At 71.1% G+C, this 24,499-nt stretch carries 22 protein-coding genes; 7 read left to right on the top strand and 15 right to left on the bottom strand.

Features of this window, described 5'->3' with window-relative positions:
* Nucleotides 1–15 precede the first annotated feature (15 nt).
* Nucleotides 16–1,776, top strand: a complete 1,761-nt coding sequence (locus tag BH708_RS00945) for an extracellular solute-binding protein (protein WP_076805880.1) — start codon at nt 16–18, stop codon at nt 1,774–1,776.
* A 95-nt stretch (nt 1,777–1,871) separates the two neighbouring features.
* On the opposite strand, the gene BH708_RS00940 is transcribed toward BH708_RS00945, so the two are convergent.
* Nucleotides 1,872–3,176, bottom strand: a complete 1,305-nt coding sequence (locus tag BH708_RS00940; protein ID WP_076805878.1) for an alpha-L-fucosidase — start codon at nt 3,174–3,176, stop codon at nt 1,872–1,874.
* Between the two features lie 79 nt (nt 3,177–3,255).
* Here BH708_RS00940 and BH708_RS00935 point away from each other — a divergent pair, with 79 nt between their 5' ends.
* From BH708_RS00935 to BH708_RS00910, 6 genes are all read left to right on the top strand, one after another.
* Nucleotides 3,256–3,933 (top strand): DUF624 domain-containing protein, encoded by a 678-nt coding sequence (locus tag BH708_RS00935; RefSeq protein ID WP_083713156.1) that lies wholly within the window; start codon nt 3,256–3,258, stop codon nt 3,931–3,933.
* A gap of 136 nt (nt 3,934–4,069) precedes the next feature.
* Nucleotides 4,070–5,554, top strand: coding sequence for a malate:quinone oxidoreductase (locus BH708_RS00930; RefSeq protein WP_076805874.1), 1,485 nt, complete (start codon nt 4,070–4,072; stop codon nt 5,552–5,554).
* Nucleotides 5,555–5,629: 75 nt separating this feature from the next.
* A complete protein-coding gene (locus tag BH708_RS00925) occupies nt 5,630–6,415 on the top strand; it encodes a (Fe-S)-binding protein (protein WP_076805872.1) in 786 nt (261 codons plus the stop codon).
* 124 nt (nt 6,416–6,539) lie between these two features.
* Entirely contained in the window at nt 6,540–8,093 is a 1,554-nt protein-coding gene (locus BH708_RS00920; RefSeq protein WP_076805870.1) for a lactate utilization protein B, read from the top strand.
* Nucleotides 8,090–8,890, top strand: a complete 801-nt coding sequence (locus BH708_RS00915) for an LUD domain-containing protein (protein WP_083713155.1) — start codon at nt 8,090–8,092, stop codon at nt 8,888–8,890. The genes BH708_RS00920 and BH708_RS00915 overlap by 4 nt, the downstream gene beginning before the upstream one ends.
* Complete coding sequence (locus tag BH708_RS00910; RefSeq protein WP_083713154.1) at nt 8,887–9,843, top strand: aldose 1-epimerase family protein; 957 nt, start codon at nt 8,887–8,889, stop codon at nt 9,841–9,843. Before BH708_RS00915 ends, BH708_RS00910 begins: the two co-directional genes overlap by 4 nt.
* A 61-nt stretch (nt 9,844–9,904) precedes the next feature.
* On the opposite strand, the gene BH708_RS00905 is transcribed toward BH708_RS00910, so the two are convergent.
* From BH708_RS00905 to BH708_RS00840, 14 genes are all read right to left on the bottom strand, one after another.
* Nucleotides 9,905–10,234 carry an Lsr2 family protein gene (locus tag BH708_RS00905; protein WP_076805868.1) on the bottom strand — a complete coding sequence of 110 codons (330 nt, stop codon included), beginning with the start codon at nt 10,232–10,234 and terminating at the stop codon, nt 9,905–9,907.
* 299 nt (nt 10,235–10,533) lie between these two features.
* Entirely contained in the window at nt 10,534–12,042 is a 1,509-nt protein-coding gene (gene lysS / locus BH708_RS00900) for a lysine--tRNA ligase (RefSeq protein WP_076805866.1), read from the bottom strand.
* A gap of 43 nt (nt 12,043–12,085) precedes the next feature.
* Nucleotides 12,086–12,991, bottom strand: coding sequence for a pantoate--beta-alanine ligase (gene panC / locus BH708_RS00895; RefSeq protein ID WP_083713153.1), 906 nt, complete (start codon nt 12,989–12,991; stop codon nt 12,086–12,088).
* Nucleotides 12,992–13,007: 16 nt separating this feature from the next.
* Nucleotides 13,008–13,910 carry a Rossmann-like and DUF2520 domain-containing protein gene (locus tag BH708_RS00890; RefSeq protein ID WP_076805863.1) on the bottom strand — a complete coding sequence of 301 codons (903 nt, stop codon included), beginning with the start codon at nt 13,908–13,910 and terminating at the stop codon, nt 13,008–13,010.
* Nucleotides 13,907–15,451, bottom strand: a complete 1,545-nt coding sequence (locus BH708_RS00885) for a PH domain-containing protein (protein WP_076805860.1) — start codon at nt 15,449–15,451, stop codon at nt 13,907–13,909. The genes BH708_RS00890 and BH708_RS00885 overlap by 4 nt, the downstream gene beginning before the upstream one ends.
* A 101-nt stretch (nt 15,452–15,552) precedes the next feature.
* Nucleotides 15,553–16,053 carry a PH domain-containing protein gene (locus BH708_RS00880; RefSeq protein WP_253705433.1) on the bottom strand — a complete coding sequence of 167 codons (501 nt, stop codon included), beginning with the start codon at nt 16,051–16,053 and terminating at the stop codon, nt 15,553–15,555.
* Between the two features lie 207 nt (nt 16,054–16,260).
* Entirely contained in the window at nt 16,261–16,770 is a 510-nt protein-coding gene (locus BH708_RS00875; protein ID WP_076805858.1) for a DUF3180 domain-containing protein, read from the bottom strand.
* On the bottom strand, nt 16,767–17,708 hold the full coding sequence (gene folK, locus BH708_RS00870) for a 2-amino-4-hydroxy-6-hydroxymethyldihydropteridine diphosphokinase (RefSeq protein ID WP_083713149.1): 942 nt from the start codon (nt 17,706–17,708) through the stop codon (nt 16,767–16,769). Before folK ends, BH708_RS00875 begins: the two co-directional genes overlap by 4 nt.
* Nucleotides 17,705–18,568: a dihydropteroate synthase gene (gene folP / locus BH708_RS00865; RefSeq protein ID WP_076805856.1), complete on the bottom strand. Its 864-nt coding sequence runs from the start codon at nt 18,566–18,568 to the stop codon at nt 17,705–17,707. The genes folK and folP overlap by 4 nt, the downstream gene beginning before the upstream one ends.
* 4 nt (nt 18,569–18,572) lie before the next feature.
* The gene (folE, locus tag BH708_RS00860) at nt 18,573–19,139 is read right to left on the bottom strand and encodes a GTP cyclohydrolase I FolE (RefSeq protein WP_076805844.1); all 567 of its coding nucleotides are present in this window, start codon (nt 19,137–19,139) and stop codon (nt 18,573–18,575) included.
* A 1-nt stretch (nt 19,140) separates the two neighbouring features.
* Nucleotides 19,141–21,333 carry an ATP-dependent zinc metalloprotease FtsH gene (ftsH, locus tag BH708_RS00855; RefSeq protein WP_083713148.1) on the bottom strand — a complete coding sequence of 731 codons (2,193 nt, stop codon included), beginning with the start codon at nt 21,331–21,333 and terminating at the stop codon, nt 19,141–19,143.
* Nucleotide 21,334: 1 nt separating this feature from the next.
* Nucleotides 21,335–21,889: a hypoxanthine phosphoribosyltransferase gene (hpt, locus tag BH708_RS00850; protein ID WP_076805839.1), complete on the bottom strand. Its 555-nt coding sequence runs from the start codon at nt 21,887–21,889 to the stop codon at nt 21,335–21,337.
* A 44-nt stretch (nt 21,890–21,933) separates the two neighbouring features.
* A complete protein-coding gene (gene tilS / locus BH708_RS00845) occupies nt 21,934–23,019 on the bottom strand; it encodes a tRNA lysidine(34) synthetase TilS (protein WP_371329941.1) in 1,086 nt (361 codons plus the stop codon).
* Nucleotides 23,020–23,039: 20 nt separating this feature from the next.
* A complete protein-coding gene (locus tag BH708_RS00840; protein WP_076805836.1) occupies nt 23,040–24,449 on the bottom strand; it encodes a D-alanyl-D-alanine carboxypeptidase in 1,410 nt (469 codons plus the stop codon).
* Between the last annotated feature and the right edge of the window lie 50 nt (nt 24,450–24,499).

Here is a 24,499-nt window from a genome sequence, read left to right as displayed (position 1 = left end):
CGTCAGGAGATCATCATGACCCCACGACCCGAACCCACCACCGCGACCTCACCACTGCGTCGCCGCACCCTGCTGGCCGGCGCTTCCGCCCTGCCTCTCGGGGCCGCTCTCGCCAGCTGCTCCGGGGGCGACGCCGCCGGCCCGGCGACCGTGCCCCAGGTGGACTACGAGCAGGGCAGCGCCTCCCTCGAGGTCCAGCTCGGCCCCGAGATCGACGGAGTCCCCTACCCGGAAGGCTATGTCGGCCCGAAGGCGCGGGAGAGCGAGCCCTTCGGCGACGGCAGCACCGCCCTGTCGGTGATCACCCGCAGCGTGGCCAACTTCGAACCGGCGACAAACCTCTTCTCGAAGTATTTGGAGGAGAAGACTGGGGTGAAGATCGAGTACGGGACCGTGCCTCGCGGCGACGAGGGTGCCCCGAAGGTCAACGCCATCCTCGCCGGCGGGGAGCTGCCCGACGCGCTGATGCTGGGCCCGGAGTGGATGGGCGGCTTCACCAAGTCGGAGCTGTACGTCTACGGGCAGCAGGGGCTGTTCCTGGCCCTGGACGAGCTCATCGACCGCCTGGCTCCCGAGCTCCAGGAGGTCTTCGCCCAGAACCCGGACTTCCGCACGGCGTGGACCGCCCCGGACGGTGCGATGTACGCCTTCCCGTCACTGAACCAGTGCTATCACTGCAAGTCCTCCGCCTTCCGGACCTGGGTGCACACGCCGTCGATGGAGGCGGCCGGGTTCAGCGAGCAGCCCACGACGCTCGAGGAGTTCGAGCAGATGCTCACGGCGATGAAGGAGGCGGACCCCGAGATCCGGCCGATGTCGGGATGGAAGGACAACCTCCCGCTGCAGCTGCTGGGAGCCGCCCACCTCGATCTCGGCGTGAACCAGCTGCGCCGTGACGGGGACACGATCGTGTTCACGCCGACGGACCCTGCCATGCGGGATGTCTTCCGCGCCGCCGCCCGCCTGGTGCGCGGCGATCTCCTGGACCGCAATGCCTTCACCCAGACCAGCGAACAGCTGATCCGGCTCGGCATGGCTCGAGCAGGCAGCCGGATCGGGGTGTGCCAGGGCGTGTCCCAAGGCAACTTCGCGACCGTCGACTACACGGATCCCGAGGCGCGCTATCGCGAGTTCGCGCCGCTGCGTCCCTTCGCCGGCCCGGAGGGCGATCCCGTCATCGCCTGGGACGACCCGCCCGGTGCCGGATCGGTGGGCATGGTGATCCCGGCCGACAGTGCCGATCCGGAGACCCTGGTGCGCTGGGCCGACTTCCAGCTCGGGCTGCTGTCGACGCTGTCGATGCGACTGGGCCCGCAGGAGGACTTCTGGACCTGGGCGGCCGAGGGCGACATCGGGATCGACGAACGTCCTGCCCTGTACAAGAAGGTGCCCCAGCGCAAGGAGACCCGCAACGTCGGATGGGAGGAGCACGGAGTGTTCAACTTGGCGCTGGACGTGCGCCACGGTGAGGCGGTCGACGAGATGACCAGCTTCGAGCCGATGCTCTACCGCGCCGGAAAGCTGTACGAGGAGTTCCGGGCCGAACCCGAGGCGCTGTTCATCGCCCCGTTCTTCGATCAGGACCAAGCCGCACAGGTCGGCGAACTGCGCACCAACATCGACGCCGCCTACGTCCGCGGGGCGACCAGCATGTGCCTGGGCGAGCTCGACCCGGACTCCGACGCGGACTGGGAGTCCTACCTCACCTCTCTGTCCAACGCCGGCGTCGACCAGTACCTCCAGGTCCTCTCGGAGGCCGACACGAACCAGGCCTGAACGATCCTCGGTGACCCTCCCGCTCGCCCCGGAGCGAGGAGCCGAAGGCATCAGAGCGAGGGGCCGGTGCCCGAGAACGCCGGCTCCTCGCCGGCTCAGTCCACCGGTGCCGCCGACGATGCCCTGTTCGACTCGTCGAGCTGCGGGACCGGCGCCCCGCTGGCGTCGTGGACGCAGGCTGCCTCCAGCATCGCGCCGTCACCGACCAGCTCGACCAGGAGCGTGCGCGTGCTCAACGGGCGGGCCAGCCGGTGGATGCGTCGGACACCCACGGTGCCGCCCTCGGCAACCAGCTGCCCGTCGTCTGTGACGATCCGGTGGGAGGTGACCCGCTGGCCATCCTCGAGTCGTTCCCGCAGCTCGACATGGTCGAACCAGGTCCCGGCCGTCGCCGGCAGTTCCAGGCGCACGTGACCGTCCGACTCTGCCCGGACGGTCGCGGAGGTCGGCGCCCCGAACCGGGCGTCGAGGGCGGCCCGCAGCTCGCGGCAGCGTGCGGCGTCGTCCTCTCCGATGCGTCCGGTCCGGTCCGGCGGGACGTTCAGCAGGAGGTTCGCGCCCAAACCGATCGACCGGTCGTGGATCCCCAGCAGGTGAGCGAGCTCTTTGGGTGATTCCGCCTCCTGCCAGAACCAGCCGTTGCGCAGGGAGACGTCGCACTCCGGGGGCAGGTAACGGGCCGCGCCGAGATCAACCACGTCCGGGTCGTACTGGTTCAGGTCGGTCGAGCGGGTGACGTACTGGACCGGGTCCGAGGCGAGCCCGTCCTCGTTGCCGATCCAGCGGATGGTGGCCGGGCCCATGTTGAACACCATCGCCTGCGGCTGCAGCTCGGCGATGAGCGAGCCGATGCGGTCCCAGGCGTACTCGCGACCCGCCGAGCCAGCACCGTCGAACCACAGCTCATGCAGCTCGCCGTAGTTCGTGCACACCTCCCGCAGCTGGGCGAGGTAGAACTCGTCGTAGGCCTCGGGGTCCTCGTACTGCGGGGCATTGCGGTCCCAGGGCGAGAGATACAGTCCGAGCTTCATCTCGTACTTTCGGCAGGATGCAGCCAGCTCCCCCACCACGTCGCCCTCGCCACCGAGCCACGGGGAGGAGGCCACCGAGTAGTCGGTGGTCGCGGTGGGCCACAGGCAGAAGCCGTCATGATGCTTGGCGGTGAGGATCACGTACACGGCGCCGAGGTCCTTGGCGGTGCGCACCCACTGATCGGTATCGAGATCCGTCGGCGCGAAGAGGTCGGAGGGCACGGAACCGTTGCTCCACTCCTTCTGGGCGAAGGTGTTGATCCCGAAGTGGAAGAAGACGCCGAGACCATCCCTCTGCCATTGCAGCTGCTCAGGGGTGGGACGGAGGGGCTCAGGGTCGACGGCGATGCCGTGCGGAGCTGTTTCCATCCCTCCATCCCATCAAACATCGGGTGTCTGTGGCAAGAAGACATCGGGTGTCTTGTGGGGGCACGTGTAGCCTCAGCCCATGACGACTTCCCGCCCGTCCCGTGGGCCCGCCGAGGTACCCGTCTGGGTCACACGATTCAACGAGGCCGTGGACCAGGTCTGGCTGGTGCTGCGCGTGAACCTCGTCTGGTCCCTGCTCAGCCTCCTGGGTCTGGTCGTGCTGGGAATCGCACCGGCCAGCGTCGCCGCGGCCGATGCCTTCCGCGCCTCCCGATACGGAGCGAAGGTGAGGGTGTCGACGGTGATGTGGGAGAGCTGGCGACACCAGCTGGTCAGTGCGAACCTGCGACTTCTCCCCCTGATGGTGGTGCAGACCGGCTCCGCAGCGATGCTCTGGATCGTGCTCGGAGGAGCGGTTCCGAGCTCGGCGGCCACCATCGTCCTGGCCGGTCTCGCCGTGATCAGCGCCGCCTGGTCCACCGTCTCCGCCGCCGTCCTCGTCGCCGTGCCCCGGGTGCGCCGTCAGGACCTGCCGGTCTCCTGGCGCCTCGCTCTGCTGCTGCCCGGCACCCTGCCCGTGCACTTCATCGCCGTCGTCCTCGGGCTGGCCGCCTGGATCGCCGTATGCTCCCTGGTCTGGCCGGTCGGGCTCCTGGTGGGCGCCGCAACCGCGATCGAGGGTGCGACGGTGCTGCTGGGCCGGCGCATCGAACTGCTGCTGACGGACCTGGAGGCCCGCCGCGGCGTTGCCGGTTGAGCTCCGACGGCTCCGGTCCGGGCCATGCGGTCGAGCCGCCGGGACACGGGATACCCTGGACGGCAGACCACCCGGGGCTGCGCGAGGATCGCGCCCCACCCTCGGGCGCGCCCCGAGACAGCTGGAACGGAGAGACATGGCAGACCTGGATGTGACCCGTGCGGATGCGGTGCTGATCGGCGGCGGGGTCGCGAGCGCCACCCTGGCCGCGATGCTCACCGAACTCGAACCCGACTGGAACGTGGTGGTGCTCGAGAAGCTGGACGATCTCGGCCGGGAGTCCAGCCAAGGGTGGAACAACGCCGGCACCGGGCACAGCGCCCTGTGCGAGCTGAACTACACGCCGCAGGACGTCGACGGCTCGGTGAGCCCCGCCAAGGCGATCACCATCAACGAGCAGTTCCAGGTCTCGCGCCAGTTCTGGGCGCACCTGGTGGAGAACGACAAGATCGGCGACCCCTCCACCTTCATCCACCCGGTGCCGCACATGAGCTTCGTGCACGGCATCGAGAACGTGGACTACCTGCGCCGCCGGCACGAGGCGCTCACGGCGAACCCGCTGTTCGACCGTATGGAGTTCACCTCCGAGCATGCGCAGCTGAGCGACTGGGCCCCGCTGGTGACCGAGTCGCGGCCCGTCACCGAGACCATCGGTGCGACCCGCTCGCCCGACGGCACCGACGTCGACTTCGGCTCGCTGACCCATCAGCTGCTGCAGCACGCCGGCCGCGTGGGCACCACGGTCTCGACCGGCAGCGAGGTCATCGACCTGCGCCGGATGGGCAGCGACTGGGGCGTCATGGTCCGCGACACCTCCGACGACGAGGTCCGCGTGATCCGCGCCCCCTTCGTCTTCGTCGGGGCCGGCGGCGCCGCCCTGCCGCTGCTGCAGAAGTCCGGCATCGAGGAGATCCGCGGCTTCGGCGGGTTCCCGATCTCCGGCCAGTGGCTGCGCTGCACCGACGAGGACGTGATCGCCCGCCACGATGCGAAGGTCTACGGCAAGGCCGGCGTCGGCGCCCCGCCGATGAGCGTCCCCCACCTCGACACCCGGTACGTCGAGGGCCGCCGCTCGCTGATGTTCGGCCCCTACGCCGGCTGGTCCCCGAAGTTCCTCAAGTCCGGCAGCTACATGGACCTGTTCGCCTCGATGAAGCCCTCCAACATCACGCAGATGATGGCCGTCGCCCCTCCCAACCTCGATCTCATGGTCTACCTGGGCTCCCAGCTCGCCGCGACGCGTCGCCAGCGCTTCGAGGCGCTGCTGGAGTACATGCCCTCGGCGCAGATGGAGGACTGGGAGGAGGTCACCGCGGGCCAGCGCGTCCAGGTGATCGCCCCCGATGCCGACAAGCGCGGCGTGCTCCAGTTCGGCACCCAGGTGATCACCGCGGCCGACGGGTCGATCGGCGGCATGCTGGGTGCGTCCCCGGGTGCTTCGACCGCGACCAGCATCATGCTGAACCTCCTCGAGCGCATGTTCCCCGACCGCATCGAGGGCTGGCGCCCCGGCATCGCCCAGATGGTGCCGAGCTGGGGCACGCTTCTCTCGGACGATCCCGACGCCGCGCACCGCAGCCTCGCCGACACCGCCGCGGCACTGGGCCTCGAGCACCGCTGATCCACCCGGTGCGCCGGGAGCCACCCTCCCGGCGCTCGGGACGACCGCAGGAACCCCCAGGAAGAAGGATGTCGGATGCGCATCTCGCTGATGACCACGTGCTTGGTGGACGTGATGGCCCCGGACGTCGCCCGGGCCACCGTGACCGTGCTGGAGCGACTGGGCCATGAGGTCGTGTTCGACAAGCGCCAGACCTGCTGCGGGCAGATGCACACCAACACCGGCTACTACACGGAGGCGGCGCCGGTGGTGCGCAGCTTCGTGGACACCTTCGAGCCGTCCCTGGACTCGGTCGACGCGATCGTGATGCCCTCGGGGTCCTGCGCGGGCTGTGTGCGCGATCAGCACCGGCTGGTGGCCCGGCACGAAGGCGATGAGGAGCTCGAGCAGCGGGCTGCGGCGGTCTCGGCGAAGACCTACGAGCTCTCCGAGCTTCTGGTGGACGTGCTGAAGGTGTCCGACGTCGGGGCCTACTTCCCGCACAGCGTCACCTACCACCCCACCTGCCATTCGATGCGGGTGCTCAAGGTCGGTCCGCGACCGCTGAAGCTGCTGCGCGCGGTCGAGGGGCTCGAGATGAAGCGGCTGGAGGAGTCGGACACCTGCTGCGGCTTCGGGGGCACCTTCTCGGTCAAGAACGACGCCACCTCGGATGCGATGGTCACCGACAAGGCCGCGAACGTGGTCTCCTCCGGCGCGGAGTACGTGGTCGCCGGCGACGCCTCCTGCCTGATGAACATCGGCGGCAAGCTGCGCCGCACCGACGCTGCACCGCGCGCCATCCACCTCGCGCAGATCCTCGCCTCGACCCGGGAGGACCCCTTCGTCCCGGCCGAGACCATCCTGGGGAAGGCCTCATGACCATCCGTCCACTCTCTCCGACCGAGATCTGCGGTGTCGTTGCGACAGCGCTCGATGGCAACGACACCGCAGAAGTCAGCATCGGTCGACGAGCTGCGAGGAACGAACAGGAGGAGACGGCCGCATGAACACGATCGACCTCGGCATCCCGTCCGTCCGTCCCCAGCACGCCTCACCGTCCTCGAACCTGCGCGGATCGCGCTCCTTCCCCGAGGCGGCGAGGGACGAGCTGGACGATGCGACGCTGCGCGAGAACCTCCGCACGGCCACCGCCACCATCGGTTCCAAGCGTGCCTCGGCGGTGCGCGAGGTGCGCGACTGGCAGAAGCTGCGCGACGCCGGCAGCGCCCTGAAGTGGCAGGTCACCGATCATCTGCCGGAGCTGCTCGAACAGCTCGAGGAGTCGGTGACCGCCGCCGGTGGCGTGGTGCACTGGGCTCGCGATGCCGAGGAGGCCGGAGAGATCATCACCGGTCTCGCTCTCGAGCGCGGTGCCGAGGAGGTGCTCAAGGTCAAGTCGATGGCTACTCAGGAGATCGGCCTGAACGAGACGCTCGCCCACGCCGGGATCCGCGCCGTGGAGTCCGATCTCGCCGAGCTCATCGTGCAGCTGGCCGATGACACCCCCAGTCACATCCTGGTCCCGGCGATCCACCGCAATCGCGCCGAGATCCGGGAGATCTTCCTGGCGGCGATGCCCGATCTGGACGAGTCGATCACCGACGACCCGGCGGAGCTCGCCGAGGCCGCCCGTCGCTTCCTGCGCGAGAAGTTCCTGGACATGCCGGGATCGGTCGCGATCTCCGGGGCGAACTTCGCCGTCGCCGAGACCGGCACGATGGTGGTCGTGGAGTCCGAGGGCAATGGCCGCATGTGCCTCACGCTGCCCAAGACGCTCATCTCTGTGGTGGGGATCGAGAAGATCGTCCCCACCTTCGAGGACCTCGAGGTGTTCCTGCAGTTGTTGCCGCGCTCCTCGACCGGAGAGCGGATGAACCCCTACACCACCTTGTTCAGCGGGCTGACCGAGGGGGACGGTCCCGAGGAGTTCCATCTGGTGCTGCTGGACAACGGGCGCAGCGCGGTGCTGGAGGACCCCGAGGGGCGCAGCGCCCTGCACTGCATCCGCTGTTCCGCCTGCCTGAACGTGTGCCCCGTCTACGCCCGGACGGGAGGGCACGCCTACGGCTCGACCTACCCCGGCCCGATCGGCGCCATCCTCTCGCCCCAGATGACGGGGATGAACGGACCGGACGATCCGAGCACGTCCCTGCCCTACGCCTCGAGCCTCTGCGGTGCCTGCTACGACGTGTGCCCGGTCAAGATCGACATCCCCAAGATCCTGGTGCACCTGCGCGCCGAGGACGTCGACGGGCGTCGCGACACCCGCGGACAGTTCCGCGGGAGATGGGACGTCGCCATGAAGGGGGCGAGCACGCTGATGTCCTCCCCGGGCGCCTACGACAAGGCCGTGCGCTCGGCCGGGCCGCTGACCAAGCTCCTGCCCGGTACGAACATCGGCAAGCTGCCAGGCATCGTCCCCCTGGTGCCGGGGTGGACCGATCACCGCGATCTGCCCAAGCCGGGCCCCTCGTTCCGCAGCTGGTGGGACGCCCGGGAGAAGACCCGCTCCGACGACGCCGGCTCGGACGGCCCGCAGGGCGAGGAGCAGGCATGAACGACTGGGACGACCAGCGTCCTGCCCGCACCCCGGGGCTGAGCGCGAAGGACGAGATCCTGGCCCGGGTGCGCACGGCGCTGGCGGCGCCGCGCCGCGACCAGGTCACCGAGGCGGAGGACGTCCCCCGCACCTACCAGCGCGCCGACGGCAAGCCGGAGGTCACGACGGAGCCGGCGAAGATGCGCGACGTGCTGGTCCGACGCCTGGAGGACTACACCGCCGTCGTCCACCGCACGACGCCCGCCAAGCTCTCCGCGACCATCGCCGAGGCGCTCGGAGACGCCCGCAGCGTCATCGCATCGCCCGGGGTCCCCGCCTCGTGGACGGACGAGCTGGAGATCGCGGTGTCCCGGGACGACGGCAGCACCGGCCCCCGGGCCCTCGACCGGATCGACGCGGTCCTGACCGGCTGCCACACCGCGATCGCCGTGACCGGCACGATCGTCCTGCGCGGCGACGAGCTCGGGGGACGGCGAGCGATCTCACTGGTGCCGGACCGCCACGTGGTGGTGGTCGACGCTGAGCAGGTGGTCCTCGGCGTCCCCAAAGCGGTCGAGCGCATGGGCACCGACCCGGGAGCTCCCTGGACCATGATCTCCGGGCCGAGCGCCACCAGCGACATCGAGCTCAGCCGGGTCGAGGGCGTGCACGGCCCGCGTCGGCTCGAGGTGGTCCTGATCGAGCCCCCGGCCCCGCAGCAGGATCAGGACCAGCACCACGACGAGCAGCAGGTACAGGACCAGCACCACGATGAGCAGCACGATCTGACCGAGGCCCAGGAGAGGACAGCATGAGCACCAGCGCGAGCACCGAGGGGACGGACGTCGTCGGCGTCCGGGACCGCGGAGACCTGTACACCCTCGCCGCCGGGACCTACCGGGCGGAGGTCTCCACGGTCGGCGCGATCCTCGAGTCCCTCACCGTCGGGGGGCGGGACCTGCTGGTGCGCAATCCCGAGCAGGGACCGATGCAGTTCTACCGCGGCGCGGTCGTCGCGCCGTGGCCGAATCGGATCGGCGACGGGGCCTACACCTGGGACGGGCAGCGGATCCAGACGGCCCTGAACGAACCCGAGCGCGGGAACGCCCTGCACGGGCTGGTCTCCTTCCAGTCCTTCACCCCGGTCACGGTCGCCGAGGACACGATCGTGCTGCGCACCGAGCTGGTCCCCTCCCCCGGGTATCCCTTCCACCTGCTGCTGACCGTCCAGCACTCCCTGGACGCCGAGGACGGGCTCACCACCACGGTGACCGCCCGCAACCTCGGCGACCGGGACGCCCCGTACGGCGTGTGCCCACATCCGTATCTGGTGGCGGGGCCGGGGGCTCTGGATGCGTGGTCGCTGCAGGTCACCGCCGGGACGGTGCTCACCGTCACCGAGGATCGCCTGCTGCCGACAGGGACCGAGCCCGTCGCCCCCGGCAGCGCCTTCGACTTCCGCGAGCCCCGGGTCATCGGTGAGACGTTCATCGACCACGCCTTCACCGATCTGGGCCGGGACGAGGCCGGTCGGCTGTCGGTCACGGTGACCGCGCCCGGCGGCACCGGGGTGGCGCTCAGCGCCGGGCAGGAGTGCGGTTGGCTGCAGGTGCACACCGGAGACCGTCCGGAGCCGGAGAACAACCGTCTCGGCCTCGCCGTCGAACCGATGACCTGCCCGCCCGACGCGTTCCGCAGCGGGATCGATGTGGTGTCCCTGGCACCGGGGGCGGAGAGCAGCGCCGGCTGGTCGATCCGGGGTTGGTGACCGGGCTGGTGACCGCTGCCTCGTGCTGTCGGGGGATGATCCCCGGACGAGGGGGACGCGATCAGTTCGCGTGCGCCTCCTCGTAGGCCGTGCGGATCGTGCCCGAGATGCGGCCACGGTCGGGGACCTCGTAGCCGGCCGAGCGGGCCCACTCGCGGATCCGCGCGGAGTCGTTGGAGCTGCCCGAGCGAGAGCCCGTGCCGCGGCTGCGGCGGCCGCCGACGCGGCGGGCCTTCGTGACCCAGCCGTCGAGCTCCTCGCGGAGCTTCCGGGCGTTGTCCTCGGACAGATCGATCTCATAGGCGACGCCGTCGACGGCGAAGCTCACGGTCTCCGCGGCGGTGCCGCCGTCGAGATCGTCGACGAGCTCCACGTAAGTCTTCCGTGCCATAGGGGTTCTCCCTCGCTGATGTGGGTATTCAGGTCCGACGATGCCATGCGGCGCCGTCGGCGTGAGCCAGTATCAACGAATAACGGACAGATATCAATCCGACACCCAGGAATGTGGAAGCACGGTGACACTATTCATCCGAGTCGTTCCGTTCCCGGTAATCCTGATCGGCCTGGCGCTGAGCCTCCCGTTCCCGTCGATCGGAGCGCAGAATGGCACGCATCACGAACCAGAACAACAGTCCCACGCCGATCGACGGGAGCAGGGAACCCGCTTCGTACCAGAATCCGCTGTCCATCTCAGGCCTCCGGCTTCACGAGGGGGAACAGGATGGTCTCGCGGATCCCCAGCCCGGTCAGGGCCATGAGCAGGCGGTCCAGGCCCATGCCCATGCCGCCCGTCGGCGGCAGGGCGTACTCCATGGCCTCGAGGAAGTCCTCGTCCAGGCGCATCGCCTCGTCGTCTCCCTGGGCCGCCAGGGCGGCCTGCTGGGCGAAGCGTTCGCGCTGGATGACGGGGTCGACGAGCTCGGAGTACCCGGTGCCCAGCTCGAAACCGCGCACGTACAGGTCCCACTTCTCGACCACGCCCGGCGTCGAGCGGTGCTCGCGCACCAGCGGGCTGGTCTCGACAGGGAAGTCCCGGACGAACGTCGGCTCGTACAGGCCGTCGCCGACCCGGTTCTCGAACAGTTCCTCGACGAGCTTGCCGTGCCCGTACTTGGGGTGGTCGAGCTCCAGTCCCAGGGAACGGGCGATCCCGCGCAGACGCTCTGGAGCGGTCTCGGGGGTGATCTCCTCGCCGAGGGACTCGGAGAGGGAACCGTAGACGGTGATGTTCGCCCATTCTCCGGAGAAGTCGTATTCGCTGCCATCGGCGAGGGTCACCACCTGGGACCCGGTCGCGCGCTCGGCCGCCTCCTGGACGAGGGTGCGGGTCAGATCGCCGATCGTGTCGTAATCCCCGTACGCCTGATACGCCTCGAGCATCGCGAACTCCGGGGAATGAGTGGAATCAGCGCCCTCGTTGCGGAAGTTCCGGTTGATCTCGAAGACGCGCTCGAGGCCGCCGACGGCTGCCCGCTTCAGGAACAGCTCGGGAGCGATCCGCAGGTAGAGGTCCAGGTCGAAGGCGTTCATGTGGGTCACGAACGGCCGCGCCGCAGCCCCCGAGGGGATCACCTGCAGCATTGGCGTCTCGACCTCGACGAAGTCGCGGTCGTGGAAGGAGGTGCGCAGCGAATGCATCACCTCGGCGCGCCGGCGCACGGTGTCCCGCGCCTGCTGGCGCACGATGAGGTCGACGTAGCGGTGGCGGACCTGCGACTCCTCGGACAGCTCCGCGTGCAGCACCGGCAGCGGCCGGACGGCCTTGGCGGCCATCCGCCAGGAGTCGGCGAACACGCTCAGCTCGCCGCGGCGGGAGGCTCCCACGCGACCGTGGAAGAAGACGTGGTCGCCGAGGTCGACGTCGGTCTTCAGATCGGCCAGACGCTGCTCCCCGAGCACTGCGAGGGAGGCCATGATCTGCAGGCGTCGGCCCTCGCCGTCCTGGAGGGTGACGAACGCGAGCTTGCCGGTGCTGCGCTGGAACACGACGCGGCCGGCGACGCCGACGAGGTCGTCCGTCTCCTGGCCGGCCTCCAGATGACCGTAGCCCTCGCGCACCGCGGCGATCGTCGTGGTCACCGGGACCGAGACCGGGTACGGCTCCTCCCCGCGTTCCAGCAGTCGCTCCCGCTTGGACTTGCGGACCGCGACCTGGTCGGAGGTGTCCGTCGGGTCGGAGGCAGGCGCGTTCTCGTTCATGGTCTCCATTGTCGCATCACCGCCCTGCGAAGCGTCCGCCGGCTCAGGGTGCTGTCACCACCACCACAGCGGCGTCCAGCAGGCGGGTGCCCTCGACCCGTCCGGCCAGGGTCACGAGCACCTCGCCGCGATGATCCTCGGTGATCTCCTCGAGGGTCGCGGGATCCAGCGCCAGGGCGTAGACCCAGTCGATCTCGGCGCGGGCCGTCGCCTCCTCCAGCACCGCACGGATCGCCGCGACCGACGGCGCCGCGGCCCGAGCGGCCATGATCGTGCGGGACAGGGCCAGGGCCCGCTCCCGCCCCGCCTCGGTGAGGTAGACGTTGCGGCTGGAACGAGCCAGGCCCGTGGGCTCTCGCTGGATCTCGACCGGTTCGATCCTCACCGGCAGGTCGAGGTCGGCGACCAGACGCTGGATGATCGCGAGCTGCTGGGCGTCCTTGCGACCGAACACGGTCACGTCCGGCGCCGTCAGGTGCAGCAGCTTCGCGACGACGGTGACCACGCCGTCGAAATGCCCCGGACGGGCCGCTCCCTCGAGCACCGTGCCGGCGCGCCCCGCGGTCACCGAGACAGTCGGCGGCAGCACCGGGTACATCTCCTCGACGCTCGGGGCGAAGACGAGGTCCACCAGCCCGTCGACGAGGGCGAGGTCCTCCGCGAGAGGACGCGGGTAGGCCTCGTAGTCCTCCCCCGGGCCGAACTGGAGCGGGTTGACGAAGTCGGTCAGGATCACGTGATCGGCGATCTCCCGGGCACGCTGGACCAGCGCCAGGTGGCCGGCGTGGAGAGCGCCCATGGTGAACACGGCGGCGACGGTTCCGTCCAGGGCGACTCGCGCGTCGCGCAGCTGCGCTTTCGTGGTCACCACCGTGGTGGCCGGACGCACGGTCCCGCCTCGCGCACGGTGGGAGCTCGCGAGCGGTTCCGTCTCGGGGTCCTGGCTCATGCGTTCCGGTCCTGTCTCATGCGTCCTCCGTCGGCGGGTCCTCGGCGAGCAGCTCCCGGATCTGAACCCGGGTGCCCTCCGGGAGTCTCGCACGGGTCAGGGCCGCCCGCGCCAGGGCGCGGTAGGTGTCGCCGGTGTCGCCGCGTTCCCCGTCGATCCCGGTCGCGTCGAGGTCGTCGAGCGCCTCGAGGTGCGCGGTCACGGTCCCGGTGTCGCCGCGCATCACCGGGCCGGTGAGCGCCCGTGAGCCGTGCCGCAGGGATTCGTCGAGCGCGGCCTCCAGCAACGGGCGCAGATACGCCCCGGGGTCCTCGACCCCGAGCCGCGCCAGCGCCTCGCGGGCCTGGTCCACGAGGACCACGAGATGGTTCGCCGCGTGGGCGAGGGAGGCGTGGTAGAGCGGACGATCACCTTCGGCCAGCACCACGGCCTCGCCCCCGAGCTCGACGACGAGGGCGCCGGCGACCGGGAGGAAGGTGGGTGAGCCGGTGATCGCCATCGGGCAGCCGATCAGCCGGGACAGGTCCGCGCGGGTGCCGGTGAAGGTCATGGCGGGGTGGAGGGCGAGGGTGGCGCTGCCCGCCCCGGCCAGGGGCTCGAGCACCTGTGTCCCGTAGCGGCCGGAGGTGTGCACGACGAGCTGTCCCCCCCGGGCCAGGCCGGTCTCGGCGATGCCGGCGGCGAGCGGACCCAGCTGGTCGTCGGGGACGGCGAGCAGCAGCATCTCGCTGCGCTCGACGATCGCCGGCACGTCCAGCAGCGGAACGCCCGGCAGCAGGCCCTCGGCGCGTTCGCGGGAGGCGTCCGAGACGGCGTAGGCACCGGTGATGGCGTGCCCCTCGGCCCGCAGGGCGGCGCCGAGCACGGCGCCGACGCGACCGGCGCCGATGACGCCGATCCCGAGTCGGGGTGTGCTCATCGATCCTCCCGGAACGCCTCGGCCGTGGCGTCAGCAGCAGGGGCGTCGGTGACCGGGCGACCCAGCGCGGGATGCGGCCAGTGCTCGCGATCCCGATGACGTCGCAGGGTGCGCGCATCGCGGGCCAGGACGGCATGCAGAGCACGGGCGTTCTCGCGGGCGAGCGAGGTGAGGCGCTGGGGGGTGTCCCCCGCGACGCCCACGGCCAGGTCGAGCACCCCGAGCCGGTGGCCGAACGGGTCGTCCTCGAGCGTGAGCTCCTGGACGCGTTCGCGCGGGATGATCGCCACGGTCCTGGCCAGCAGGCCGCTGCGGTGGATCAGCGCTCCCGGCAGCAGCACGGTGACCTCGGTACGACGGGCGATCCAGAACGGCCGCACCGGGGTGCGGAGTCCGTCGATGTCGCGTGCTCGCGCCGTGATCAGGTGCTCGAGCGTCCCGAGGTCGTCGCTCGTCCCCAGCGGGACGGCGAGGTGGCCGAGCGTGGCGCCCAGCTCCTCCGGGGTGCCGACGGGAAGGACGTTCTCGGCGCCGTTCTCGCCGGCGTCGTCGATCCCGGAGACGGTCACGGACACGGCGGTCCAGGCGGGGCCGCGCCACAGCAGCGGCCGACGCATCACGAATCGTTGGATGCGCCCCGAGGCGATGTTGTCGGTGCGGGTGTTCGCGAGCCCGCGGCGCATCCGCAGGCCGCGTTCGGTGTGGCGGGAGACGAAGCCCCAGCCGGACTCGACCCGTCCGAAGATGTACTTCGGGATCGTGATCGCCGTGGGCAGCAGCGCGATGATCACGCCGACGGAGAAGCCGTCCTGCCAGAGGGCCAGGGCGATCGCGACGACGACGCCCACGACACTCATGATCGTGCCGATGAGGAACCCGAGATCTCGCAGCAGCGAGCGCATCAGTCGCCCCGTGGGGATCTTCGCGATCAGCTCGCCGTCGGTCACGCCGTCGTAGAGCACGTCCTCGAGCGTGCCGGTGCCGGCAGGTGCAGCCTGCTCGTCCCGGGCACGCTCCGTCCCGGCTCCCGACTCCGCGCCCGTCCCGGTATCCGCACCCGTTCCGATATCCGCGCCGGGTCCGGATTCCGCGGGGCCGGTCGAGGTCCCCGGGGCGGACGGCCCGGCGAGGGCGGCGACGCCGAGGATCTGCCGACGCAGCCGCTCGGCGTCGGCGGAGCGGATGTACTCGATGTCGAGATAGGACTCGCCGCCGCCGGCGAGCTCGATGCGCACCTTGGCCAGGCCCAGCACCCGTGCCAGCAGCGGGCGCTCCACGGAGACGGACTCGATGCGGGCGCGGGGGGCGTACTGCCGGGACTTGCTGATCATCCCGGTGTGCAGCGAGACCCCGTCGTCATCGACCGCATAGGTCATGAACCACCAGCTGACGCCGGACAGCACGATGGCGACGACGATCGCGGCGAGCAGCACACCGGCGCCGATGAGCGCACGGGTCACGGTGAAGTCGTCGATCAGCCGCGCGATGTTCTGCGCCGTGATCACCGCGACGATGCCGACGACGATCTTCCAGCCGGTCACCAGCGGCGTGATCGGGTGGGTGCGGCTCCGGGGAGCCGACGGGGCATCGCCCGCCGGGGCGGGGGCTGACGGGACGCGGTCCGAAGGCGGTTCGGGCGTGCTCACAGCGCGGCCATGATCTCGATGCCGCGGTCGGTCAGCAGAGCGCGCAGGCGTTCGGCCTCCTGCTTGGGCAGGCCGGGCAGCACCACGGTCGACCCGCCGGCCGCGGTGCTGACCGTGAGCTTCGCGAGTCCGTAGCGGCGGTCCACGGGGCCCTCGTCGATCTTCACGGACTGCACGCGTCCGTAGGGGATGGTGTGCACGGCGCGGAACATGATGCCGCTGGCGATCGAGAGGTCCTCCTCGGCGTCCAGGTAGCCGATGGCCCGCACCCGGCGCGGGGTCAGCAGGAGGCTCTGGAGCAGGATGATCAGGGGCAGCAGGCCGATCAGAGCGAGCCACCACCAGGTGGTCAGCACCGCGGCGACGATCGCGCCGGCGATCATGAGCACCCAGATGATGTAGGCGGCGACGCTCGCCACGTAGCGGGCGCGGACCAGGCGCGGGGAGACCGGGCGCAGCGCGTCGGCGCCGAGGAGACCCTCGGGATCGTCGCTCATCAGGTCTCCTGCGGGGGCGGGACGCACCGACCGGGCGGATCGCGCGGCGGGGTCAGGGACGGTGCTCATGAGCACCATCGTGTCACCTCGCCGCGCCCCGGGCGCTCCGACCCCGGTGGGCATGTCCTCCGTCGAAGGTCGGTCCCGCCGCGGGGCCCTCCCTCCGGGACGGCTCATCGCGCTGCCGGGCTCACCCGGCCCCGAGATTCAGTGGCCGGCTCCGGCGCCCTCGGTCGGGCTCTCGCCGTCCTCCGGGGGCAGGCGGCCCCAGCGCTCGACGAGGACGCCGAGCACCCCGAGCACGATCCCGGAGATCGCGGCGGACCCGGTGGGCAGCGTCGCCCGCAGCAGGTCACCGGTGCCGGTCAGGAGCAGGTACAGCACCTGCCCGGTGAAGATGCCCCCGACGACGGCGCCGGTGTAGGCGCAGGCCCGTGCGAGCAGCACGGTCCGGAACGCGGTGGGGAGGTCGATCTGGTGCCGGCGCGGGGCGAGGCTCGGATGCAGATGGCGCTCCTCGCTCTCGAGCATGTAGCGGCGCAGCGGGAGTCCATAGGCCAGCAGCACCCCCACCAGCACGAGCAGCACCACCGTGGTCAGCCAGCCGGCGATCGGCAGCGAGTGGCCGCGGGCGGCGAGGGTCTCCAGCATCTGCGCTCCGAAACCTGCGCCGACCACGACGATCAGCGCCAGGAGCGGGACGTTCAGCGGCTTCACGGTCGGTCGAACCCCGGCAGGGCAGGGCCGGCGGCCAGGTCGTCGCGGTCCGCGGCCTCCGCCAGCAGGGCGGCCACGGAACCGTGGCCCGGCAGCTCCGCGGTGGGACGGGCAGCATGCCAGGGCGCGAGGACGAAGGCGCGCTGGTGCGCGCGGGGGTGCGGGAGGGTCAGGTCCTCGTCGTCGCTGCGGACGTCGCCGTAGGTGATCACGTCGACGTCCAGGGTGCGCGGCCCCCAGCGCACGAGGCGCTCGCGACGGGCGTCGCGCTCGGCCCGGCGGGCCGCCTCGAGCAGTTCGAAGGGCCCCAGTGTGGTGAGGACGCCGAGCGCCGAGTTGAGGAAGGCGCCCTGCCCGTCGGGACCGCCCACGGGGGCGGTCTCCAGAACGGGTCCCGTCCACTCGATCTCGATGCCGTCGGTGTGCCCGAGCAGCTCGAGGGCACGGACCAGATGCTCCTGGCGGTCCCCGAGATTGGTGCCGAGGGCGAGCACGGCCGGGACCGGCGCGGCGTCCCGTTCGATGGTGATCGCGACGTCCCCGACCGGCAGTCCGACGGGGGCCGCGGGCTTGTGCACCCGCACCCCGACGCGGCGCACCAGCGGGCGGCCGACGCCGGTGAGGATCCGCGTCGCGATCGACTCGGCCAGGGTCTCCACCAGGTCGTGGGGACCGCCGCGGATCTCGTCGGCCACCGCGGCGGCGACCTCGGCGTAGTTGACGGTGCGCGAGAGGTCATCGGCGCGTCCGGCCGGGGCGGTCCAGAGGTGCAGCGTCACGTCGACGACGAACTGCTGGCCCAGCTCCTTCTCCGCGGCGAGCACGCCGTGGTGTCCCCAGGCCCGGATCCCGGTGACCTCGATGCGGTCGAGCCAGCCGCGATCGGACCCGTGCTCGGACCCGGCGCGGGAGGGGTCGGGACGCGCGTCGGCGGTCATCGGCGCATGCTCCGGCGCAGACGGTCCCCGACGCGGACGGCGGCCAGCGAGGAGGGGACCTCGTGGACCCGGACGGCCCAGGCCCCGTGCTCGGCGCTGTAGGCGCTGATCGCAGCGGTGGCGGCGTCGCGGTCGACCCCCAGGGAGCTGACGAAGCGTTTGCGGGAGGCTCCGATGAGGATCGGCAGCTCGTGGGAGGCGATCCCCGCCCAGTCGGCCAGCACGTCCCAGTTCTGCTCGCCGGTCTTGGAGAACCCGAGCCCGGGATCGGCCACCAGGAAGCGGTCCTCCACCCCGGCCTCGCGCAGGGCGGTCAGGCGGTCCTCGAGCTCCGTGGCGGCCTCGCGCGAGGCGTCGTCGTAGACCGCGAGCTCGTTCATGACGTCGCTGTGCCCGCGCCAGTGCATGGCGATGAACACGGGCGGGGTGCCGTGACGGGTGCGCAGGCGCGCCGCTTCGGCGCCCATGTCCGCGTCGGCCCGGCCGGCGGAGACGTCGTTGACGATGAGGGCACCGGCGGCGACGCTCGCGGCCGCGACGGACGAGCGCATGGTGTCGACGCTGATCACGACGTCCTCGGCGGCCAGGGCCTCGACCACGGGCAGGACCCGGCGCAGCTCCTCGTCCTCGTCGACCCGGGGCGCCCCCGGGCGGGTGGACTCTCCGCCGACGTCGACGATCGCCGCCCCCTGGGAGGTGAGCAGGCGGCCGTGCGCGATCGCGTCGGCCGACGCGAAGTGCTCCCCGCCGTCGGAGAACGAGTCCGGGGTGACGTTCAGGACGCCCATCACCAGGGTGTCGTCCCCCCGGAGTCGCTCGGGGAGCCCGTCCGGGCAGGGGCGCGGCGCCGCGGTGCTCACGCCGTCAGCCCCTGTTGATGAGGCTCATGGCCTCGGCCCGGGTGCTCGAGTTCTCGCGCAGCATGCCGCGCACCGCGCTGGTGACGGTGCGGGCGCCCTCGGCGCGCACGCCGCGCATCGACATGCACATGTGCTCGGCCTCGATCACGACGATCGCGCCGCCCGCCTCGAGCTCCGTCATCAGGGCATCGGCGACCTGGGAGGTCAGCCGCTCCTGGACCTGCGGTCGCCGCGCGTACACATTCACCAGGCGGGCGAGCTTGCTCAGCCCGGTCACCGCTCCCCCGTCGGGGATGTATCCGACGTGGGCGACGCCGACGAAGGGCAGCAGGTGGTGCTCGCACATCGAGTGGAAGCCGATGTCGCGCACCAGCACCAGCTCCTGGTGATCGATGTCGAAGGTGGTCGACAGCGGCTGGCGCGGGTCCTGGTCCAGCCCCTCGAAGACCTCGGCGTACATGCGGGCGACCCGGGCGGGGGTCTCCTGCAGCCCGTCGCGGTCCGGGTCCTCGCCGATGCCGGCGAGGATCTCCCGGACCGCGGCCTCGACGCGGGCGTGGTCGACGGCCATCTCAGCGTCCTGTTCCCTCGTCGTTCCCGGGACCGTGCCCCTCGCCGTAGCCCTCGTCGCCGCGGTGGGTGTCCGTGCGGCCGTATCCGGGCCCGTAGGGACCGTAGGGGCCGGGACCCTCGGGGCCGTCGCCGTGGGGCGCGCCCGGGATCTCGGGTCCCTCGCCCCCGGGATGCGGGAGCTCCGGCGGGTTCGGCTGCAGGGGTTCTCCCGCGTCGTGCTCCTCGGTGCCGGTGGCCGTGGTCGTCGCACCGGCCTGCGGCGCCGCCAGGGAGGGGCGGTCCTCGCTGGAGACCCAGACCGCTCGCGGCGGCCGCTTGGTGACGTCGGCGAAGATCGCCCCGAGCTCGTGCTCGTTCAGCGTCTCCTTCTCCAGCAGCTCCTCCACCAGGCGGTCGAGCACGTGTCGGTTCTCGACGATCACGGACCACGCCTCGTCCAGGGCGGTGTCCAGCAGCTCCCGGACCTCCTGATCGATGACGCTCGCGGTCTCCGCGCTGAAGCGGGGTGCCTGGCCCTGCTGCATGCCGACGAACACCTCGTCCTGCTCACCGGAGAGCGCGACCTGGCCGACGGCCTCGCTCATGCCCAGCTGCATGACCATGGTGCGCGCGATCTTGGTGGCGTTCTGCAGGTCGGAGCTGGGTCCGGTGGTGACGTCGTGGAAGATCGACTCCTCGACGGCGTACCCGCCCATCGCGTAGGCGAGACGGTCCAGCAGCTCGTTGCGCGACTGGTAGTTGCGATCCTGCGTGGGCACCACCATGGTGTAGCCGCCGGCGCGGCCGCGCGGCAGGATCGTCACCTTGGTGACGGGCGCGGAGTTGTTCATGGCCGCGGCGACGAGGGCGTGGCCGCCCTCGTGGTACGCCGTCATCTGGCGTTCGCGCTCGGTCATCACCTTCGAGTAGCGCTGGGGTCCCATGGAGACCCGGTCCACGGCCTCGTCCAGGGCGCGGTCGTCGATGATCTGGTTGCCGCTGCGGGCGGTCAGCAGCGCCGCCTCGTTGAGCACGTTGGCCAGGTCCGCGCCGGACATCCCGATGGTGCGCTTGGCGACCGCCTCGAGGTCGACGTCATGCGCCAACGGCTTGCCCTTGGCATGGACGCCGAGGATGTGCAGGCGACCCTTGAGATCCGGGGCCTCGACCCCGATCTGGCGGTCGAAGCGCCCGGGGCGCAGCAGCGCCGGGTCCAGGATGTCCACGCGGTTGGTGGCGGCGATGAGGATGACGTTCTGGTTCTCCTCGAACCCGTCCATCTCCACCAGCATCTGGTTCAGCGTCTGCTCGCGCTCGTCGTGGCCGCCGCCCATGCCGGCGCCGCGATGGCGGCCGACGGCGTCGATCTCGTCGACGAAGATGATCGCCGGGGCGTTCTCCTTGGCGGTGGAGAACAGGTCGCGCACGCGGGAGGCGCCCACGCCGACGAACATCTCCACGAAGTCCGAGCCGGAGATCGAGTAGAAGGGCACGTTGGCCTCGCCGGCGACGGCGCGGGCCAGCAGCGTCTTGCCGGTGCCGGGCGGGCCGTACAGCAGCACGCCCTTGGGGATCTTGGCGCCGACGGCCTGGTACCGGCCGGGCTCGACGAGGAACTGCTTGATCTCGTCGAGCTCCTCGACCGCCTCCTCGGCACCGGCGACGTCGGCGAAGGTGACCTTGGGCTGCTCCTTGTTGAACAGCTTGGCCTTGGACTTGCCGAACTGCATGGCCTTGCCGCCGCCGCCCTGGGCGTTCATGATCAGGAACCAGAACAGGCCGATGAAGATCAGCAGCGGCAGGAAGGACAGCAGCAGCGTCGACCACCAGGAGCTGCTGGCGATCTCGTCGGTGAATCCCTTCTCGGGGGCCGCGTCGCTGACCGCCTGCACGACGGCGTCGCCGCGGGCGTCGACGTAGGAGAACCGCACCTGGGTGCCCTTGTTCTCCTCGCCGTCGACGAAGTCCTCGCTGAGCACCAGGTCGACCCGCTGCTGGTTGCCATCGATGATCTTGGCCTGCTCGACGGTTCCGCCGTCGAGCAGCTCGAGGCCCTGTTCGGTGTCGATCTGCTGGTAGCCGTCGCGTCCGAACAGGGAGAAGAGCGCCATGCCCAGCAGCAGGGCGACCAGGATCCAGATCGCGACCCCGGCGAGCGGGCGACGCTTCTTGGACTTGTTCTTGTTCTTGTTCTTGGTGGAGGAGTCCGCCATATCAGTCCTCGTAGATGGAGCGCTCGAGGACGCCCACGTAGGGAAGGTTCCGGTAGTTCTCTGCGTAGTCGAGCCCGTAGCCGACGACGAACTCGCTGGGGATCTCGAAGCCGACGTACTTGACGTCGATCTCGACCCGTGCGGCCTCCGGCTTGCGCAGCAGGGTGGCGATCTCGACGCTGCGGGGCCCGCGCGAGCGGAGGTTGGACAGCAGCCACTTCAAGGTCAGGCCGGAGTCGATGATGTCCTCGACGATGAGCACGTTGCGTCCGGAGATGTCCGCGGAGAGGTCCTTGAGGATCCGCACGACGCCGGAGGACTTGGTGCCCGAGCCGTAGGAGGAGACCGCCATCCAGTCCATCTCGACCTTCAGGTCGACCTGGCGGGCGAGGTCCGCCATCACCATCACGGCCCCCTTGAGCACGCCCACGAGGATCGGCGGCTCGTCCGCGTAGTCCGCGGTGATCCTCTCTCCGAGTTCGGCGAGCCGATCACGGATCTGCTGTTCGTCCAGCAGGACCCGTTCGACATCAGGGTGGGGGGGCGTCTGGGGCACGCGGATCTCCTCCAGGGGACGTGGTGGGGTGCGGTCGGCGCGGCTCACGTGTCTGTGCGCGAGTCCGTGCAGCGCCACACCAGCAGGCCGTCGCGACGAGCGACCTCGATCCTACCCGGAACGGGTACAGGTGCCTGACCGTGCCATGAGACGACCAGGGCGTCGAGGGCGAGCACCTGTCTGCGCAGCAGGGACTTCGTCGCGCCCGGGGCCCCGGCGGACCGCGCTGCGCTCTCGGCGGAACGTGAGCCATCGCGCAGGACGCGGGTGCGCAGCGGGGCGGGTGCGGCCGCGAGCGCGTGGACGTCGAGCAGGAGCAGGTCGCCCTCCTCGCGCGCCTGGCCCCCGTCCCGGCGCAGGGCGTCGAGCAGCTCGCGGGCCTCGGCATCGAGGTGGTCGACGTCGGGCCGGAGCAGATCGGCGGTGCGGGCGAGGTTCTCGTCGAGCTGCTCGCCGAGCAGCTCCCGGAGAAGCGGCAGCGCCCGGTGCCGCACGCGGGCACGCAGCATCGTCGTGTCCGCGTTCATCGGATCCTGCCACCACTGGAGGTCGTGCAGGCGGCAGATCTCCTCGGTGTCGGCGCGGCGCAGCGCGGTGGTCTCGTCGCGTCCGCTGCCCAGGAAGGGGCGCAGCAGGGACCCGCGGGCCCGGGGGATGCCGGCCAGCGCGCGGGGGCCCGCTCCCCGTGCCATACCCATGAGCACCTGTTCCGCCTGGTCGTCGAGGGTGTGGGCCATGAGCAGGGCGAGGGCGCCGCGGTCGGTGAGCAGGTGGTCCAGGGCGTCGTGACGGGCCCGGCGGGCGGCGTTCTCGAGCCCGCCGGCGGCGGCGGTGTCGACGCTCACGGCCAGCACGTGTGCGGTCACCCCGAGTCGTTCGGCCTGCGTGCGGGCGCGCTCGGCGACCTGGTCCGAGTCTTCTCGGAGGCCGTGGTCGACGATCGCCGCCTCGGTCTCCAGACCCATCCGGGATCCGACCCAGGCCGTGGTCGCGAGCAGGGCGAGGGAGTCGGCGCCGCCGCTGAGACCGACCAGCAGGCGCGGGGCGAGCTGACCGGCGGCGGTGTCGTCGGCCAGCTGCTCGAGACGGGCGGTGACGGCGACGCGCACGGCGGTGCGTGCACGCGCCACGACAGGAGGCGGCCCGGCCATCAGGGCGCCTCCACCATCTCGGCGGCGACCTCGTCGACCGCGGCCCGCGCGGCGACGGCATCGGCTCCGTCGAAGCCGTGCACCACGATGGAGTAGCCGGCGGTGCGGCCGTCGGGCAGGACGACGACACCGGCCAGGGTGGCGGATCCCCCGAGGTAGCCCGTCTTCCCGCGCACCAGGCCGCGCGCGACCTGGGTGTCGCCCTCGTCGAAGCGGTCGATCAGGGTGCCGGACAGGCCGGCGATCGGGATGTCGAAGAGGATCTGCTCGAGCACCGGGGCATCGCCGGAGGCGGCCTCGCCGAGCACGGCCGCCAGCAGCGCCGGCGGGACCCGGTCGTGCGTGGAGAGCCCGGAGCCGTCCCGGATCTCGAGGCCCTCGAGCACCTGCGGATCCAGGCCCAGCTCGGCGGCCAGGTCACGGATCTCCGCCTCGACCGCGGCGGCCGCTCCCTGGGGCGTCGTCTCCTCGTCCCGGGCATCGGCGACCAGGTGGGCGAGCAGTTCGGCGGTGGTGTTGTCGGAGATCAGCAGGGTGTGGCGCACGATCTGCTCCAGCGGCTCGGAATGCACCTCGACGCTCGGCGCCTCGGCAGGGGCCTTCCCGGCGATGACCTCGCCGCGAACGGTGAGGCCCTGTTCGGCGAGCAGCTGGGCGAACAGGTCGGCGGCGTCTCCCGCCGGGTCGGTGGACTTGCGGCCGTACTGCTCGCCGTCGAGCCAGCCCTCCTCCACGGCGAGCGAGGCCGTCGGCGTCACCCACCCGTCGGCCGGTCCGTTGTTCCCCCAGGCGGGGTTCGCCCCGCCCACGAGATAGGTGTCGTCCAGGGCGAGGGAGACGGTGGTGGTGCCCTGCTCCGCCGCGAGATCCGCGGCCCGGGCCGCGAGATCCTCCAGCTGCTTCTCGCTGAGAGTCATGTCACCGCCGCCCTGCAGGGTGATCAGCCCGTCCTCGACGGTGGCACGTGTGGTGAGCACCTCGTCCCCGGTGTAGAGGCGCAGCGCGGCGGCGGCGGTCAGGAGCTTGAGCGTGGAGGCGGGCGTGCGGGCTGTCTCGGCGTCCCGCGCCGCGAGCACCGCGCCGGTGTCGGCGTCGACCACGCTGAAGGCCAGGTTCCCGTCCACCACGGGCAGATCGGCCAGGGCGGACATGCGTTCTTCCAGGTCGTCGGCCAGTTCGGGGCTCGTCGACGGGGCGACCTCCGGGCCCGGTGCGGGAGCGGCGACCCGCTCCCAGTCCTCCGCCTGCGCGCCGGGCCCCGCGCCAGGTGCCTCGGAGGAGGACCTCAGGGTGAGCACGCCGGGGAAGGCGTCGGTGAGGTCTCCGAGGAGATAGAAGCTGGCGGGGACGGCGGCGCACAGCACCATCGCCGTGGTGCGCCAGATCCGCTCGGATGTCCGTCTCGCCATGACCTCACGATAAGGTGTCGGCGTCAGAACCAGTGCCCACTGGAAACAGA

The sequence above is a fragment of the Brachybacterium sp. P6-10-X1 genome, assembly GCF_001969445.1.
In the GTDB taxonomy this organism is placed as follows: Bacteria; Actinomycetota; Actinomycetes; order Actinomycetales; family Dermabacteraceae; genus Brachybacterium.
Note: the sequence above shows the minus strand (reverse complement) of the source record. Positions and strands in the feature narration are given on the sequence as shown.